The sequence below is a fragment of the Neptunomonas japonica DSM 18939 genome (assembly GCF_000422765.1).
In the GTDB taxonomy this organism is placed as follows: Bacteria; Pseudomonadota; Gammaproteobacteria; order Pseudomonadales; family Balneatricaceae; genus Neptunomonas; species Neptunomonas japonica.
Genome location: NZ_KE383915.1, coordinates 107,195 through 123,424 on the forward strand (window position 1 = coordinate 107,195; position 16,230 = coordinate 123,424).

Consider the following 16,230-nt stretch of genomic DNA (forward strand, 5'->3'; position numbering starts at 1 on the left):
GAGTCAACATTTTGCACAAAGCATCGATAACAGGCTATCTAATTTGCAGCGCTACATTAGTAGTTTTGTTTTTATTATCAGTGGTATTGGGAGGCACTGAGCGAGAATTCTTACTTGCAGAAGGCGGTCTAATAGAGACAAGCTCAGCAGCTGGCTATTTCATCTGCGCTATTTTTATTATTTACAAAAGCAACCTGAACTACCTAAAAAGATATCACTACTTTCTCATACTTATAATCATGTTCGGCCTCAGAGAACTTGATTTTGACAAACGCTTCACTACTATGGGGATCTTGAAAAGTAAATTTTTATTTAGTAGCCAAGTGCCCATGCTTGAAAAAGCCATTGGTTTTTTCATAATACTCATACTTCTTTACACAGTTTATAGAATACTTAAGACTCACCTTAGAAGCTTCTTATTAAACCTAAAAGAATTCAGCACAATTACTATAGGAACCTTGTTTTCTATTGCTTTTTTGGTCGTATCAAAAAGCATTGATGGCTTAGGAAGGAAGCTAAAGCCTTTTGGTATTGAGTTATCTGAACTTCAAAAAACACACATAGAAGCACTCGAGGAAATTTTAGAATTAGGCATCCCTATCATGCTAATCCTTACATTTGCAGCATACTTCAAACAACAATCTACCTCACCACCCCCTTAAAACGGGCTCTTCAGCAAAACGAGCCCGCTAACATGCCAGCTTAGCTTCCTCTAAACCAAGAAGTACCCTCTCGACTGTCTTTAAGAATAATGCCTTGAGCGACCAACTCATCACGAATTCGGTCAGATTCAGCATAATCTTTATTTGCTTTAGCTGTTACTCGCTGCTGGATTAATACCTCGATATCCCCAGCACTCAATTCACCTTCTTTATCATCACCCTTGAGGAAAGCGTCTGGGCTCTGCTGCAATATACCCAGCACACAACCCAACTCAGCGATCTTATGAGCTACCGCTGCCGCGCTTGCATTAGACGTTTTCTTAAACTTATTAAGTTCGTTAACCATTTCAAACAAAATTGAAATAGCTTTAGGCGTATTAAAATCGTCATCCATTGCATCAATAAAGCGCTGTTCAAAATCATTAATACCAGCGTTTGCTGCATCCTCTGAAGAAAACTCGCACTCAGCAACTCCATTTAGTGCCTGATAAAATCGCTCAAGCATAACACGCGCTTCTTTAAGACTATCTTCACTGTAGTCAATATAGCTACGGTAGTGAACTCGTGCTAAGAAAAAGCGCACCACCTCAGGATTGTATTTTTCTAATACATCTCTAATGGTAAAAAAATTACCCAATGACTTAGACATTTTCTCACTATTCACACGCACAGGGCCGGCATGCATCCAATAGTTGGCATACGTACATCCATTGGCGGCTTCAGATTGCGCAATTTCATTTTCATGATGCGGAAATGGCAAGTCAGGGCCACCACCATGAATATCAAAGGTATCACCAAGGCAGCATTTTGACATTGCCGAACATTCGATATGCCAACCCGGACGTCCAGCTCCCCACGGAGATTCCCAACTAACCTCTCCCGGCTTCACCGCTTTCCATAAAACAAAATCGAGCGGGCTTTCCTTTGCTTCTTCTACCTCAACACGAGATCCTGAACGCAGCTCTTCAACATTCTGATTTGTCAGCTTTCCATATTCAGCAAACTTCTCGACTCGATAATAAACATCACCATTTGATGCAGGATAAGCAAAACCTTTCTCAACCAAAGTGCTTATCAACGCAATAATTTCATCGATATGTGCTGTTGCTTTAGGTTCTTGGCTTGGCCTTAATACTGCTAGCGCATCTTCATCTTCGTGCATCGCATCTATCATGCGCTCAGTTAATTGCTCAACGCTTTCACTATTTTCTGAAGCCCTTTTAATAATTTTATCGTCAACGTCGGTGATGTTACGAATATAGTTAACATCCCAGCCACGAGAACGTAGGTAGCGAGTAATGACATCAAAACACACCATGACCCTTGCATGCCCGATATGACAATAATCGTATACCGTGATACCACAAACATACATATTAATACGACCTTCTACCAACGGCGTAAAAGGGGCTTTTTGCTTGGTGAGTGTGTTATAAATCTGAAGCATGATCTACCGATGTATTCCTAAAAAGATGAATAAGAAACTGCTCAACTAACCCGAACAGAGCGCTATTATAATGGAAATTGAAAACCTATGTGACAAATGAAAAGCTCTTTCAAAACAACACCAGCGTATTTCAATCAGATAAACGCAATCGTCCAATTTGCTGAGCACCTAACGGACTCTTTTCTGACGTCAATAATAACTGACCAGAACTTTCCCAAACTACTGACTCCCATTGTCCATAAGGCAAGACCGTATGGTAAACAGCGCTTTCCCAGACTGGCAAGCCCGCTTTAATATCAAAAATCCAAATAAACGACTGCCCAAAAACACTTGCTTTTTGATAGCCCAGCAACACCAACTTGTTGCTCTTTTCATTATAATCAGCCGCTGTCACCAACCCTGAAACCGGCAGAGTCATCAAAGGCTTTACCTTTTGTTGTGATTTGCTCTTACTCAGCGCGTAAAGCCTAGTCTGCAAATCCCCTCTATTCTTTGTAAACAACCAGAGATCATTACCGACAGCGGTCAAGGCTTCACAATCAAAATTATGCTGCTTTCCAACATCTAAAGCACCTCTATCAGCATAACTAAAGCTTATCTTTTTAGACGCCACTTTATCTTTATTCTTTGCCTCTATGAGCTTTTTCCAGCTCACCTTGTAAAGATCTAGCTTTTTACGCTTTCCTTTATTATTGCCACAGTCTGCAATAAATAAATTTTCATCATCTTGGGCTAATGACTCCCAGTCTTTGTTCTTAGCACCCTCAATTTTTACCCGTTTAACAAAGTCATAGCTTTTTTTATCAAACGCATAAACAGAATCCTTTCCACCACTGTCATTAATCGTCCAAAGGTAGCGATCATACCCTGCCAAGCCTGACGTTTCAGATACTTTATCGGGCAAATACTTGAGACTTTCAACCGTCAAAGTTTGACCCAGCTGATCTCTTGAAATAGCTGAACCAGAACAACCAACAAGAAACCCTGCCACACATGAAAGTAACACTATTTTTTTTAGACGCATCGAATAACCATCACAGACAATAAATTTTCATATTAATTAATGAGGCTAAGAAAGCCGTAATATTCAATGATATAATACACACTTTTTTTACATTACTTGAGTATCAACTGCCAGCATGTCTACCTTAAACAAAACAACTTCACTCTCACCAAGCTTCAGCCTCTTATCTTGGCAGGGTGTAACTCTATTTATTGCCGTGTTGACATTATATCGGGTACTGTCTATTACACAGGGACACGTATCCCTCTTTTATGATGAGGCGTATTATTACCACTGGTCATTAGACCCTGATTGGGGCTATTACTCCAAACCTCCAATGGTTGCTTGGATTATCGCATTTACTACCTCATTATTTGGTGACAGTGACTTTGCTGTAAAGCTAGGAGCCCCTTTCCTATACAGCTTAACGGCCGGTATCATTTACAAAATTGCCAAGCGTCTCTGGAACCCCAAAGCAGCGGCGTGCTCCGCCCTAGTCTTTTTCACCGCCCCTCTCGTTGGTTTCAACAGCCTTTTCATTACGACCGACGCGCCTTTATTATTTTTCTGGGCACTATCTACATGGTTTTTTATTATCGCCATTGAAACTCAGTCTTGGAAAAGCTGGATTTTACTAGGCTTTACTGTTGGTTGCGGCATGATGAGCAAGTACACCATGGCATTGCTACCCCTTGGCTTATTTATCTATATGGGCTTTGCAGAAAAGCACCGCCCTCAACTTGCCACTTTAAAGCCTTGGACTGCAGCTATTATTGCTGGGTTAATTTTCTCACTGAATATTTACTGGAACTATCAGCATGATTTCGTAACTATTACCCATACCTCTGAAATTTCGCAACTGGATAAAAAACTTTTCAATCCAGACAAGTTAGCAGAATTTTTAATTAGTCAAATACTGGTTCTAGGCCCAATATGGAGCTACTTCTTAATACGCCAATGGCTCAATCGCAAAGCACGCTCAAGCACTGGCCACTCAGGTGTGTTAATAGCAATATTTCTGCCTCTTATTATTGTTATATGCACACAGGCACTGTTATCGCGCGCTTTTATTAACTGGGCAGCACCCTGCCTGATAGCCGCATCACTTTGGGTTGGCTTTTACCTAAGCTCTCAAACAACAAAGAAAATCATGACAGGCCTTGTCATCCAACTCTTGATGATTAGCCTTTTCTACCATTGGCCAATCATTCTTGAAACAGCAGGAATAGAAAGAACCCGTAAAGTAGACCCATTTCAGCGCACCCAAGGCTGGCCCGAACTTGCCAAGCAGTTACAGCCCGTATTAACTGCTAACCCTGACGCACTCATCACCAGCCCTTCTCGAAAGCTACTCGCCTACATAAGCTTCTATGCAGAACCTGGCAAATTGCGCGTTGCTCGCTGGAACCCTAACAACGAAAGCATTCGTGACTACTATGACCTGTTCTTTAACCTCAGAGAATATAAAGAGATAATAGATAAGAAGTTCATCTTAATCAGCGAAACACCCATGAGCGACAAGCTCCTTACTCGATTCAAGCAGTGCAACTCATTTCAACATTACACTGAGAAGGTTTTTAGCGATCTCACTCGCCACATTTACCTATATGAATGCACTGAATTCAAAGGTTACATAAATGATTAATATTAAGCAGTTTTTACTACGCACCGATATTCAAATCTTTATATTCTGCACGCTGTTTTTTACCATTTTTTCTAGTATAGATTTGCGTGTTGCGTCTTTCTTTTATACGCCTGAAGAGGGCTTTTATTTAAGGGATATCTGGTTTAACCAATTCATACACTCTACTTTCGCCCGCATTCATCTGTTATGGCTTGTCGCCTTTATTGCAGGACTTGTTTATTGCTGGAAAAAAGGACTCAAAGCCAAACAGAAGATTTTCTTTTTTCTTATTGTCACCATGGTTGTAGGCCCAGGAATTCTCGTCAACACACTCATCAAAGACAACTCCATTGGCCGAGTACGCCCGACCGATATTCAGCAATTTTCTGGCAAAGAAAGCTTTACTCCAGCCTTTGCTTACTCGGGACAGTGCAAAAAGAACTGCTCATTCGTAAGCGGACATGCAGCTATTGGTTTTTATGTCATTGTTTTAGGCTGGGTATTCAGAAGAAGGGCATGGTTTTGGGCTGGCCTCTCATTAGGTGCAATTATTGGATTGAGCCGCATCATGGAGGGCGGACACTTTTTAAGCGACATCGTTTTTGCTTTTTGGAGTGTTTATTTCAGCACTCTATTGATAGCACGGTCCTTTAACTACCCAACACCAGTTATCTCATTTTTTTGCAAAGAGGATAGATAGCACAAGCCCAGGTTTTCCGTTAACATCTAAAATACATAGATACCCTAGCGGAAACCTGCATGCCGATCGTTGATGAACACTATAGCCAAAGCCTTCAAACCGACGACATCCTAAATCGATTGACCATAGCTTATCCCGAAGGCCCCAACACTTATCAGCTCGCGCCAATTGACCAACTACATATAGGCGGGATTAAAGCGTCCAAGAAGTTAAGCCAACGCGTAGCTGATCTAAACGCATCCACGGTACTTGATGTTGGCAGCGGTTTAGGCGGCTTACTGCGCGTATGCCAGCAACAACACAACGCACTTTATGTCAGTCTGGATATAACCCATGAACTGGGCCAGATAAACCAGAAATTAAATCTGCTAAGCAAAAATGACAGCATCGTTATCACCGGCAATGGCCAGCAACTTCCATTTCCTGACCACTCATTTGACGTCATAATAATGCAGCACAGTTTATTGAACATGCCAGACAAAATCAGCGCGCTTAAAGAATGTAAACGCGCACTATCGCCAAGCGGGCACCTGATTCTCCACGAAGTACTCAAAGGAGATAATCATGATGAAATGCTATTCCCCGTCCCTTGGGCTCGGCATCCAGAGCTATCCCACCTTATTAACGAAGAAGAAATAACGGAATTAATCGATACGGCTGAAATGCGGATACAATCAATAGAAGATTGGACAGAAGAAGCTCTCACATGGAGAACGCGCCAAACAAACAAACAAGAAACACCACAAGCTCCTGTGGTATCTCCCAATATGATTTTGGGCTCAGAATTTTCACTCATGGGGAAGAACGTACAGCGTAATTTACAATGCAACGCTATACGAATAGTAGAACTGGTTATCTGTTAAAGTATTTTGCACACTAGCCAAAAATTATATCTAGCCGTTTACATGCTCAGTAATATCAAAATATATCTGCTGCTGGCCTCGCTTCACTTGACCACTATGATTCATTATACGAACATCTAAAAGCATCGACTCATAGCATCTGCCGTTAACTTCTTCTCTTGTATCAGAAAGCACACCCCAACTCAAATCCTTATGCTGACCTAGCGCCCACAACACTGCCTTTTGCACTGTGCCCTTATCATGAACACCATCACGATGGATAATAATGGCAGAATCAATCGAACGACCATTTCCTCCCGATATAGCAGCATTAAAACCAGAGTGCTCTAAAACAAGCCCCTTCAATTCAGAAACCATTATGCTCCCTCAACAATTATCTCACTTGATTGAGCATAGCAACTGTTTAAGAAATAACAAAAAGTATCTTAAAAAACACCCCACCTGTTACAGATATCAGATGGGGCGATACTACTATTGTGCTTTCAATGCGTTTTTAGCATCTTCTAGTGCAGATTTAGCTTCTTCTTCAGTCGCTTTTTCAACACCTTCTTCAACAGAATCACTTACCGCATCAGAAACAGTTTCTTTAGCAGACGCCACAGCACTGCTTGCCGCCTCTTTTGTTGACTCCATTGCTGAATTTGCAGCATCTGAAACAACAGTTTTGGCTGCTTCAACTGTATTACCAGCAGCATCAGTAGCCGCTTTAACTGCATCAGCAGACGCTTCTTTTGCACCTTCAACAGCTTTTGCTGCCGCTTCTTTAGTACTTTCTACAGCCTTGCTAGCATTCTCTTTAACAACATCCATTGCTGACTTAGAAGCCTCTGAAGCATCTTTAACTACTTCTGCAGCAGTCGTTTTAGTTTCTTCAGCCACTTTTTTAGCATCATCGCTATCGCAGCCTGTTAGAACTACAGCAGAAGCTAACATTGTTGCCATCAATACATTATTGAATTTCATTTTCTATCCCTTAATTTTTGCAAATACTCACGAACATCACACAATTCAGCTTCGTAGAGTAAACCATTAAACCTGAACAAGAACTGGATTATGCCGCATTGCACAAAATATGTCGCACATTAAAAACAGATAGTGACATGCCTCCCAACACATACACATTTAAAAAGAATTGAGTTTTTACTCTAAAGAGAATTAATCGTATGCTTTGCGCATGAAGCCTTTTACCCTTAGAGATTACCAACAAGACGCTGTCGATCTAACCATTCAGCACTTTCGTAACAGCAGCAACCCCGCCGTCATCGTCTTACCCACCGGAGCGGGAAAAAGCCTAGTCATTGCAGCTCTTGCTCAAAAAGCACGCGGAAAAGTTCTTGCGTTGGCCCATGTCAAAGAACTGGTAGAGCAGAACCATCTGAAGTTTTGCGCGCTAGGTATTAATGCGGGCATTTACTCCGCAGGACTCAAAAAGAAAGACACGACGCAACAAGTCACATTTGCTAGCATTCAATCCATATCTCGCAATCTAGAAGCACTAGATACGCCGTACACATTACTGATCATCGATGAGTGCCATCGACTCAGCGAAGACCCAGATAGCCAGTATCTAAAAACTATTACACACTTGAAAAACCTCAATCCCAACCTAAAAGTACTCGGCCTAACAGCTACACCTTTTAGAATGGGCCTAGGCTGGATTTACCAATATCATCACCGCGGTTATACGCGTAGCGATACACCACGCCCTTTTAAGGAGTGCATCTTTGAACTCCCTTTACGACAGATGATTTCTAATGGCTACCTCACGCCACCTAATATTGTTGATGCAGCCATCACGCAATATGACTTCTCAACCATTACGCCCACCCTTTCTGGCAACCTACCCGAGAAACCAGTCAATGATTTACTAACTCGCTGCAAACGAGTCACACAAGCCATTATTCAGCAAGTTGAGCAATACGCGGAAAACAGACAAGGCGTTATGATTTTTGCCGCAACCGTTATGCACGCGCAAGAGATCGTTTCTTACTTACCTCCACAACTAACTGCATTAATTACAGGTGATACCCCAAACATCATCAGGGATGACTATATTCAAAAATTCAAACAACAAGAGCTCAAGTACATGGTCAATGTCTCTGTTTTAACGACAGGTTTTGATGCACCGCATGTCGATATGATTGCCATATTGCGCCCAACTCAATCTGTCAGCTTATACCAGCAAATCATTGGTCGCGGACTACGTTTAGCCCCCAACAAGAAAGACTGCTTAGTTATTGATTACGCTGGTAACAATTTTAATTTACACCACCCTGAAGTCGGCAAACCAAAACCTGACTCAACAGCAGAACCCGTGCAAGTGTTTTGCCCTCTATGTGAGTTCGCTAATATTTTCTGGGGAAAAAAAGACAACAACGGGCATATTATTGAGCACTTTGGGCGACGCTGCCAACAGGCCGAAAAAGATGAAAACGGCAATATCAGACGCTGCGAATACAGATTTCGTTTTAAAAGCTGCCCTTTTTGCGCGGCTGAAAATGATATTGCTGCAAGACAATGCCACCAATGCAAAGAGGCCATTACTGACCCTGACGAGCAATTAAAGAAGGCCCTACAACTCAAAGATGCTTTTATTTTACGCTGCGCAGGTCTGAGCATTGATATTAACGAAGCGAAAGTATCTGTGACTTACCATGATGAGCAAGGACAAACATTAAAAGAGAGTTTTAATTTCAGTTTCTCGGCACAAAGAAGCGTCTTCAATCAACTCTATGGGCGGCGTTTCCTAAATGGCACCCAGCCAATGGCATTTCGCACTGCGGCAGAAGTTGTAGAGCACAGCACTCAACTAACACCACCTGATTTTGTAATCGCTAGGAAAAAAGGTAAATTTTGGCGTATTCAAACGAGAATTTTTGATTATGCAGGAAACTTCAGAAAGGCAAACCAACTTAGTTAAGTAATCACTGAAAACCCGTTAGCTGATTTCCAGTGATATAAATTCAATCCACTAAAGCGTCAAGTTACGCTGACTCGCTTTCAAAAACTGTTTCTTTAAGTCTTCAAAAGTATGCACGGCAGGAAACTGCGGGAACTCATCAATAACATTTTGCGGAGAATGGAACAAAATTCCAGATTCAGCCTGTGTCAGCATAGTAGTGTCATTATAAGAATCACCCGCGGCAATCACACGGTAGTTAAGTAATTGAAAAGCTCTAACTGACTGACGCTTCGGGTCTTTTTGACGCAAGGTGTAGTCTGTAATCCGACCATTATCATCAACTTCAAGCTTATGACACAACAATGTTGGATGCCCAAGCTGCTTCATCAACGGTTCTGCAAAATCATAGAAAGTATCAGACAAAATCACAACCTGAAAACGCTCACGCAACCAATCTATAAACTCGCTAGCACCGTCAAGAGGTGCCAAGCGACTAATAGTTGCCTGTATTTGCGGTAGCGTCAGACCATGCTCGTCCAGAATACGCAAACGCTGCTTCATCAGAACATCATAGTCAGGAACATCGCGCGTCGTTGCTTTTAACTCATCAATTCCGGTCTCTTCAGCAAATGCGATCCAAATTTCCGGGATTAATACACCTTCTAAATCAAGACAAGCCAATTCCACAAGCAACTCCTCCAATAATAGCTTCTAACAATAAAGTGAGCGCAATGTAACTCGTTCAAATACTGCCTGCAATCCTGACTCTAGTCGTTAGTAACGCCCAAAGCCTGATCAATACCTGACAAGACACATTGGCTATAGAATTAAAGATCGGGTAGTTCTTGATGAGCAAAAATCTCATCAATCTCTGCACGACTTCCACACTCAAGCACTTGCTTAATCACATCCTTCGTAAGATGCGGTGCAAATAAGCGAATAAAATCGTACATATATCCACGCAAAAAGGTCCCTTTGCGAAAGCCAATTTTGGTGGTACTTGGCTCAAACAAGTGGCTCGCATCTAGCACAACTAAATCTTTATCAACTTCTGACTCATAAGCCATCGTAGCGACAATGCCAACACCTAGATTTAGGCGAACATAAGCTTTGATGACATCAGAATCTACCGCAGTGAAAACCACTTTGGGCTCCAAACCTTCCTGCGCAAAAGCATCATCAAGCTTGGAGCGTCCGGTGAAACCAAACACGTACGTCACTATCGGATAGTCTGCGATATCTTTGAGTGTCAACTTCGATACCTGAGCCAAAGGATGATCTTTGGGTACTATCACTGAACGATTCCAGCGATAACACGGCATCATAATTAAATCTGAGAAGTGCGTCATTGCCTCAGTAGCAATTGCAAAATCAACTGTGCCGTCTGCAGCCATTTCTGAAATCTGCATCGGCGTTCCCTGATGCATATGCAAAGAAACATCAGGATAGGACTTAATAAATTCAGTAATAGTTCGAGGCAAAGCATATCTAGCTTGAGTATGAGTAGTGGCTACAGCCAAGCTACCTTTCTTTTCATCACTAAACTCTTGAGCGACTTGCTTGATCCCTTCTACTTTTTGCAGAATTTGTCCTGCCACTTCAAGAATAGCTTCACCTGCGGGTGTCACGCGTGTTAGGTGCTTCCCGCTACGTGCAAACACCTCAACACCCAACTCATCTTCCAGTAAACGTATTTGCTTACTGATACCTGGTTGTGATGTATATAGACTCTGAGCAGTCGCAGATACATTTAAATCATGACGCGAGACTTCCCAAATATAACGCAGCTGTTGCAACTTCATAATAGCATTCCGCTCATGTTAATCTTACCCACACTATTTACACTATTATTACTACTTTCATTTATAACTGTAAAGAATAAGGGATGGCAATTTTACGGCCTACAAACGCGAATTCAAGCGACGCAACTCTTCATCTTGAGCAATAATACGCTTTTCAAGACTAGTAAGGCGGGAGACTGTTCTTAACAACTCGTCTTCTTTATCTTTCACTTCTTTACGTAGACTATTCTCGCGGCGGCTCCAATCAGTTGCTGAATTATATTGCTTTTGATTAAGTCTCTTTATTTCATTATCCAGCTCACGACCTTTATCTTCAAAGCGCTTGGATTTATTTGTCTCAGCCAAAAGCGATGAGGTACAGCGTGCTAATTCACGACTTTGAGACGCCACGTCCTGCTTAAGTAGCTTAAGCTCTGCTTCTTGACTACGTAACTGGGTGCGTTGCGTTTCAATCTTGACATCTTTCTTCGCAAGCTCAGCCTTAATATCATGAATCGACTTGGTTAACGCTGATTCTTTCTTACCGACTTCATCACGTAACTTTTCTAATGCATTCTTATAATAGCGAACATCGACATCAGCCTTACTGACTGAATCCAGCATATGGCGCTGCTCATCCTTAATTCGCTGATCAAAAGTACGCTTGGAATCTTCATAGGTTTTTCTTAGATGAGCAAGTTCATGCTCAACATTTGAGCGAACCTGCTCCTCTTGTTTACGCAAGGTAGTTTCTGAAGCCAGTCCTGTTTTTAATACCGACAATTCAGCTTCAATCGCTTTGTTATGCCCTGCCAGCTCCCCATTTTTTTGGTTTTGCTCACGCAAACGATTTTCTAAATCCTGCTGACGATACTGCATCTCTTTAATAGTATCGTCAGTTACTCGGCCCGCTTCTTCGAAATGGTTTCCCGTAGCTTTTTGATCATTCTGCAAGCGCGAGCTTGCCTCATCCACAGCTTGCTGCCAAATACGGCCAAATGACAAGCTGAGAGAGTCTGGAACATCCGGCACATAAATACCGTTTCTAGCAAAACTAATACGATCTGAAAGATCTTGTTTCCAGCTACTTAAATATTGCACTGCTTCATTAATATCAACCTGGCATTCAGCACTAACTTTTTCCGGAGTTGGTTGCTCTCCGCTTGTTAAAATACGATCTGCACAACGATAAATTTGCTCTTTTATCATTCAGACTCTTCCTTGTATGCTTTATTTTGCTGTTCTGCCAAGCGCTCTAATGCACTATCCAACGAGGGTTCTAATGGAGCTTTTACGTTTAACATTTCACCTTCTGGCAACGCCACTTGCAACATTGCCGAATGAAGAAATAAACGACGAATGCCTTGTTTTTTCATATCTTTGTTAATTGACTCAACGCCATATTTATCATCACCAATGATGGGGTGACCTGCAAACTGCGTGTGCACACGAATTTGATGTGTTCGCCCCGTTACAGGCTTAGCCTCTACCAAGGTTGTTTGAGTAAATCGACGCAATACCTTAAAACGCGTAATTGAAGCTTTACCATCTGGCTGAACTTTGACAACTCTTTCACCAGACTGCAGTTCATTTTTACGCAAAGGAGCGTCTACTAGATTATTCTTAGACTCCCATTTACCAACCACCAAGGCATGATAAATCTTATTAACACGATTCTGACGTAAAGCCTCATGCAAATGGCGCAACATACTGCGTTTTTTAGCAATCATGATGCAGCCCGACGTATCACGATCAAGACGATGAACTAGCTCAAGAAAACGCTCATCCGGCCTTAATTGGCGCATAGCTTCAATCAAACCGAGATTAATACCACTCCCACCATGCACAGCAAGCCCTGAAGGTTTATTAAGCACAATTAGCGCTTTTGACTCATAAAGAATCGATGCGTCTAATAGTTCAAGTAGCGCTTTTCCAACAATAGGGACATCAGTAGGCTCAGATACACGAATTGGCGGTATACGCACCAAATCGCCACCTTGAATACGACCATCAGGCTTTATTCTTTTTTTATTAACACGTACCTCGCCTTTTCTAATAATGCGATAGATCATGCTTTTAGGTACGCCTTTTAAGGCAGTCAGTAAAAAATTATCAATGCGCTGTCCTGCTTGATCATCTTCTACTTCGATGTAACGAACGCTAATATTAGCGGATGGCTTATTATCTGACATTGAGGAAGTTGTGTTCTCGATTGATGCTGTATGGGTTAGCTGCTATATTGTAGCGTCGCCGAACGCTGTTGGCTTTAGCTATTGTTAAAAAATAGATAAATGGGCTGTTGAGAAGATGTTTTTCACTCATGTCCACGATAGTAGAATCTACGTTACGACTAATGTCAGTTACGACTTAATAGTAGTAAAACTCATGCTGCAGCTCAGATTATTAAGCATCTGAGCCGAACTAGCATGATAACTAAACAGCACGGCAGTATTTATTAAAGTTTTTAAGAGAGTGCATTACCTCCCGAACATCTCCTGCTGGATTTGATTGGAGGTGGAGACGCATTAACAGCCTAGAACCTGCGACTTCATCTCGCAGACACAAACACTTAGAAAAACAATAGTGGCTGTTTTTTCCTCCACCGCAGATGCATTTGCGCAGTACTATCATCTATAGATACTGGCATCCTCAATACTGAACTGTATCGTATGATTGAATCGTGTAACGTTTTCACCAGACGGATCGGACAGGATGGATTGCGCTCTCTGCAATAGAGAAATAATTTAAAATGAAAAGAATGTTGATCAACGCAACTCAACCTGAAGAGTTGCGTGTCGCACTCGTAGATGGCCAACGCCTTTACGACCTAGATATTGAATCAGAGAGCCGCGAACAGAAAAAAGCTAACATTTACAAAGGGAAAATCACCCGCGTAGAGCCTAGCCTAGAAGCAGCATTTGTTGATTACGGCTCTGACAGACACGGTTTTTTGCCTCTAAAAGAGATCTCTCGCGAGTATTTTAGCAAGCAACCACAACGCGGTAACCGCCCTAGCATTCGCGACGTAGTTAAAGAAGGCACTGAAGTCATTGTTCAGGTCGACAAAGAGGAGCGCGGCAACAAAGGCGCAGCCCTAACTACATTTATTAGCCTAGCTGGACGCTACCTAGTCCTAATGCCTAACAACCCTCGTGCTGGCGGAATTTCACGTCGCATCGAAGGCGAAGAACGCACTCAGCTTAAAGCAGCTCTTGATGGCGTCAATGTTCCAGACAAAATGGGCATCATCGTCCGCACTGCTGGTGTTGGTCGCTCATCTCAAGAACTACAATGGGATCTTGATTACCTCAAAACACTTTGGGATGCGATCAAAGAATCTAGCGACAAACCTTCTCCCTTCCTAATTTATCAGGAAAGCAACGTTGTTATTCGCGCTATTCGTGACTACCTACGCGCGGATATCGGTGAAGTCTTAATTGATGACGAAGAAGTTTATCAAAACGCTTTGCAGTTTGTTCAACAGGTCATGCCTTCTTACGAAAGCAAACTACGCTTGTATAAAGAGCAAACACCACTGTTTAATCGGTTCCAGATTGAAAGCCAGATTGAAACGGCTTTCGAGCGCGAAGTACAGCTGCCTTCTGGAGGCTCTATTGTTATAGACCCAACAGAAGCGCTAGTGTCTGTCGATGTCAACTCAGCTAGAGCAACTCGCGGCGGAGATATCGAAGAAACAGCGCTACAGACAAACCTTGAAGCCGCAGAAGAAGTATCACGCCAGTTGCGCTTACGTGACATCGGCGGCTTAGTTGTTATCGACTTTATCGATATGACACCGATCAAAAACCAGCGCGCCGTTGAAGAAAAGCTTCTTACCGCTCTGAAGCTTGATCGCGCTCGCGTGCAAATGGGGCGAATCTCTCGCTTCGGCCTATTAGAGATGTCACGCCAACGACTACGCCCTTCTCTGACAGAAAGCCGCGGCACTGTATGCCCACGCTGTAATGGCCAGGGGTCTATACGCGATACTGAGTCTCTAGCACTTTCTATCATGCGCCTTATTGAAGAAGAGTCGTCTAAAGACCGCACTGCACAAATCAGAGCAATTTTGCCTGTCACTGTTGCTACCTACCTGCTTAACGAAAAGCGTCGTATCGTTCATGATATTGAACTACGCCACGACGTTCGTGTTGTTATCGTGCCAAACCCGAACATGGAAACACCTCATTACGAAGTGGTTCGCTTACGGGATGACCACACAATCACAACGATTAATGATGCAAGCTACACTCTACAGCCTGAACCAGAAACTGAGTCAGAAGAGATTGCACGCACACCACCCGCAAAACGTGAATCAGCCGCCGTTCGAAGTGTTGCGCCAGCGTCACCGGCTCCGGCCGAAACAAAGGCAAGCACTCCAGCAGCAGCGCCAGTAGCCCCTAGCAGCCAAACGCCAACTAAGCCTACGGCAAAAGCTGCAACCAAGCCCGCAGGTATTGGCAGCCGCATTATGGCTGTATTAGCTTCTTTATTTGGTTCTGAAGAAAAGAAAGCAGAACCTGCGACCCCAGCTAAGCCTGCTGCAAAAGAAAGCAGCAATAAGAGAAGCAACTCGCGCGACGGCTCTAGAGACAACAATCAGCGAAATCGCAAGCCACGCCGTAATGGTCGTGATAGCTCGGAACGTGGTCGCCCAAGCAAACAGCTAGACGAAGTTATTACAGTAACCCCAGAGCAAGCACCTCAAGCCGTTGGCTCTGCCAGCGCAGCTGGAGCCACAGGGCAATCTGATGATGACAAAAACGGCAAACCTCGCCGTCGTCGTCGCACTCGTAAAAACAGTGACGATAAAACAGAGAAGTCTTCTGAGAGCAATAAAAGTGTAAAAGCTACTGAAGAGCCTTCTGAAACAACTAGCGAACAGCCTCGCAGCCGTAACCGTGGTCGTCGTCGTAGAAACAATGAACGCTCAGCTGAACGCACTTTAGTTGCAGATTCAGAGGCTCTACAGCCAGATGCTGAAGCAACAGCAGTTACTGCTATTGCGACTGCCGCAGTAGCCACCACAGCTGAAACTGAAATAACTAAAGTTGCTGAAACGGCAGAAGCCACTAAAACAGTTGAAGCCGTAGAAGCTGCTGAAACTCCAGAAGCCACTAAAACAGTTGAAGCCGTAGAAGTTGCTGAAACTGCAGAAGTCACTAAAACAGTTGAAACCGTAGAAGTTGCTGAAGTTGCTGAAGTTGCTGAAGTTGCTGAAGTTGCTGAAGTTGCTGAAGTTGCTGAA

At 42.9% G+C, this 16,230-nt stretch carries 14 protein-coding genes; 6 read left to right on the forward strand and 8 right to left on the reverse strand.

Going from position 1 to position 16,230, the window contains the following annotated elements; genetic code table 11:
- Positions 1–11: 11 nt before the first annotated feature.
- Positions 12–662, forward strand: a complete 651-nt coding sequence (locus tag G511_RS23360) for a hypothetical protein (protein WP_051222219.1) — start codon at positions 12–14, stop codon at positions 660–662.
- Between the two features lie 40 nt (positions 663–702).
- Here the strand turns inward: G511_RS23360 and cysS are convergent, their stop codons facing one another.
- Entirely contained in the window at positions 703–2,109 is a 1,407-nt protein-coding gene (gene cysS, locus G511_RS0118250; protein WP_028470919.1) for a cysteine--tRNA ligase, read from the reverse strand.
- Positions 2,110–2,239: 130 nt separating this feature from the next.
- Positions 2,240–3,133, reverse strand: coding sequence for a hypothetical protein (locus tag G511_RS0118255; RefSeq protein WP_028470920.1), 894 nt, complete (start codon positions 3,131–3,133; stop codon positions 2,240–2,242).
- Positions 3,134–3,248: 115 nt separating this feature from the next.
- Between G511_RS0118255 and G511_RS23365 the strand changes: the two genes are divergently transcribed.
- The 3 genes from G511_RS23365 to G511_RS0118270 are packed head-to-tail and all read left to right on the forward strand — an operon-like array spanning position 3,249 to position 6,299.
- A complete protein-coding gene (locus G511_RS23365; protein WP_051222221.1) occupies positions 3,249–4,757 on the forward strand; it encodes a glycosyltransferase family 39 protein in 1,509 nt (502 codons plus the stop codon).
- Positions 4,750–5,436, forward strand: a complete 687-nt coding sequence (locus tag G511_RS0118265) for a phosphatase PAP2 family protein (RefSeq protein ID WP_028470921.1) — start codon at positions 4,750–4,752, stop codon at positions 5,434–5,436. Before G511_RS23365 ends, G511_RS0118265 begins: the two co-directional genes overlap by 8 nt.
- 59 nt (positions 5,437–5,495) lie before the next feature.
- Positions 5,496–6,299 carry a class I SAM-dependent methyltransferase gene (locus G511_RS0118270; RefSeq protein WP_028470922.1) on the forward strand — a complete coding sequence of 268 codons (804 nt, stop codon included), beginning with the start codon at positions 5,496–5,498 and terminating at the stop codon, positions 6,297–6,299.
- 30 nt (positions 6,300–6,329) lie between these two features.
- Here the strand turns inward: G511_RS0118270 and G511_RS0118275 are convergent, their stop codons facing one another.
- Together G511_RS0118275 and G511_RS0118280 are read right to left on the reverse strand one after the other, a co-directional pair.
- Positions 6,330–6,656 (reverse strand): hypothetical protein, encoded by a 327-nt coding sequence (locus G511_RS0118275; protein WP_028470923.1) that lies wholly within the window; start codon positions 6,654–6,656, stop codon positions 6,330–6,332.
- A gap of 114 nt (positions 6,657–6,770) precedes the next feature.
- The gene (locus G511_RS0118280) at positions 6,771–7,262 is read right to left on the reverse strand and encodes a hypothetical protein (protein WP_028470924.1); all 492 of its coding nucleotides are present in this window, start codon (positions 7,260–7,262) and stop codon (positions 6,771–6,773) included.
- Between the two features lie 211 nt (positions 7,263–7,473).
- On the opposite strand from G511_RS0118280, the gene radD reads away from it, so the two are divergent.
- The gene (gene radD / locus G511_RS0118285; RefSeq protein ID WP_028470925.1) at positions 7,474–9,219 is read left to right on the forward strand and encodes a DNA repair helicase RadD; all 1,746 of its coding nucleotides are present in this window, start codon (positions 7,474–7,476) and stop codon (positions 9,217–9,219) included.
- Positions 9,220–9,270: 51 nt separating this feature from the next.
- Here radD and thrH read toward each other — a convergent pair whose 3' ends face one another.
- From thrH to rluC, 4 genes are all read right to left on the reverse strand, one after another.
- Positions 9,271–9,888: a bifunctional phosphoserine phosphatase/homoserine phosphotransferase ThrH gene (gene thrH, locus G511_RS0118290; RefSeq protein ID WP_028470926.1), complete on the reverse strand. Its 618-nt coding sequence runs from the start codon at positions 9,886–9,888 to the stop codon at positions 9,271–9,273.
- A 140-nt stretch (positions 9,889–10,028) separates the two neighbouring features.
- Positions 10,029–11,003 carry an HTH-type transcriptional regulator CysB gene (gene cysB, locus G511_RS0118295; RefSeq protein WP_028470927.1) on the reverse strand — a complete coding sequence of 325 codons (975 nt, stop codon included), beginning with the start codon at positions 11,001–11,003 and terminating at the stop codon, positions 10,029–10,031.
- A 99-nt stretch (positions 11,004–11,102) separates the two neighbouring features.
- Positions 11,103–12,191, reverse strand: coding sequence for a DNA-binding protein (locus G511_RS0118300; RefSeq protein WP_028470928.1), 1,089 nt, complete (start codon positions 12,189–12,191; stop codon positions 11,103–11,105).
- Positions 12,188–13,174, reverse strand: coding sequence for a 23S rRNA pseudouridine(955/2504/2580) synthase RluC (rluC, locus tag G511_RS23370; protein WP_036552426.1), 987 nt, complete (start codon positions 13,172–13,174; stop codon positions 12,188–12,190). Before rluC ends, G511_RS0118300 begins: the two co-directional genes overlap by 4 nt.
- Positions 13,175–13,731: 557 nt before the next feature.
- Here rluC and rne point away from each other — a divergent pair.
- The coding region (rne, locus tag G511_RS23375) for a ribonuclease E (RefSeq protein ID WP_036552466.1) at positions 13,732–16,230 on the forward strand (2,499 nt) is incomplete at its 3' end.

What these genes read in the sequence shown, in the direction of transcription:
- cysB (WP_028470927.1), bottom strand. Translation starts at nt 11,003, where the DNA reads ATGAAGTTGCAACAGCTGCGTTATATTTGGGAAGTCTCGCGTCATGAT.
- G511_RS0118255 (WP_028470920.1), bottom strand. Translation starts at nt 3,133, where the DNA reads ATGCGTCTAAAAAAAATAGTGTTACTTTCATGTGTGGCAGGGTTTCTT.
- G511_RS0118265 (WP_028470921.1), top strand. Translation starts at nt 4,750, where the DNA reads ATGATTAATATTAAGCAGTTTTTACTACGCACCGATATTCAAATCTTT.
- G511_RS23365 (WP_051222221.1), top strand. Translation starts at nt 3,249, where the DNA reads ATGTCTACCTTAAACAAAACAACTTCACTCTCACCAAGCTTCAGCCTC.
- G511_RS0118275 (WP_028470923.1), bottom strand. Translation starts at nt 6,656, where the DNA reads ATGGTTTCTGAATTGAAGGGGCTTGTTTTAGAGCACTCTGGTTTTAAT.
- G511_RS0118300 (WP_028470928.1), bottom strand. Translation starts at nt 12,191, where the DNA reads ATGATAAAAGAGCAAATTTATCGTTGTGCAGATCGTATTTTAACAAGC.
- G511_RS0118270 (WP_028470922.1), top strand. Translation starts at nt 5,496, where the DNA reads ATGCCGATCGTTGATGAACACTATAGCCAAAGCCTTCAAACCGACGAC.
- rluC (WP_036552426.1), bottom strand. Translation starts at nt 13,174, where the DNA reads ATGTCAGATAATAAGCCATCCGCTAATATTAGCGTTCGTTACATCGAA.
- G511_RS0118280 (WP_028470924.1), bottom strand. Translation starts at nt 7,262, where the DNA reads ATGAAATTCAATAATGTATTGATGGCAACAATGTTAGCTTCTGCTGTA.
- radD (WP_028470925.1), top strand. Translation starts at nt 7,474, where the DNA reads ATGAAGCCTTTTACCCTTAGAGATTACCAACAAGACGCTGTCGATCTA.
- cysS (WP_028470919.1), bottom strand. Translation starts at nt 2,109, where the DNA reads ATGCTTCAGATTTATAACACACTCACCAAGCAAAAAGCCCCTTTTACG.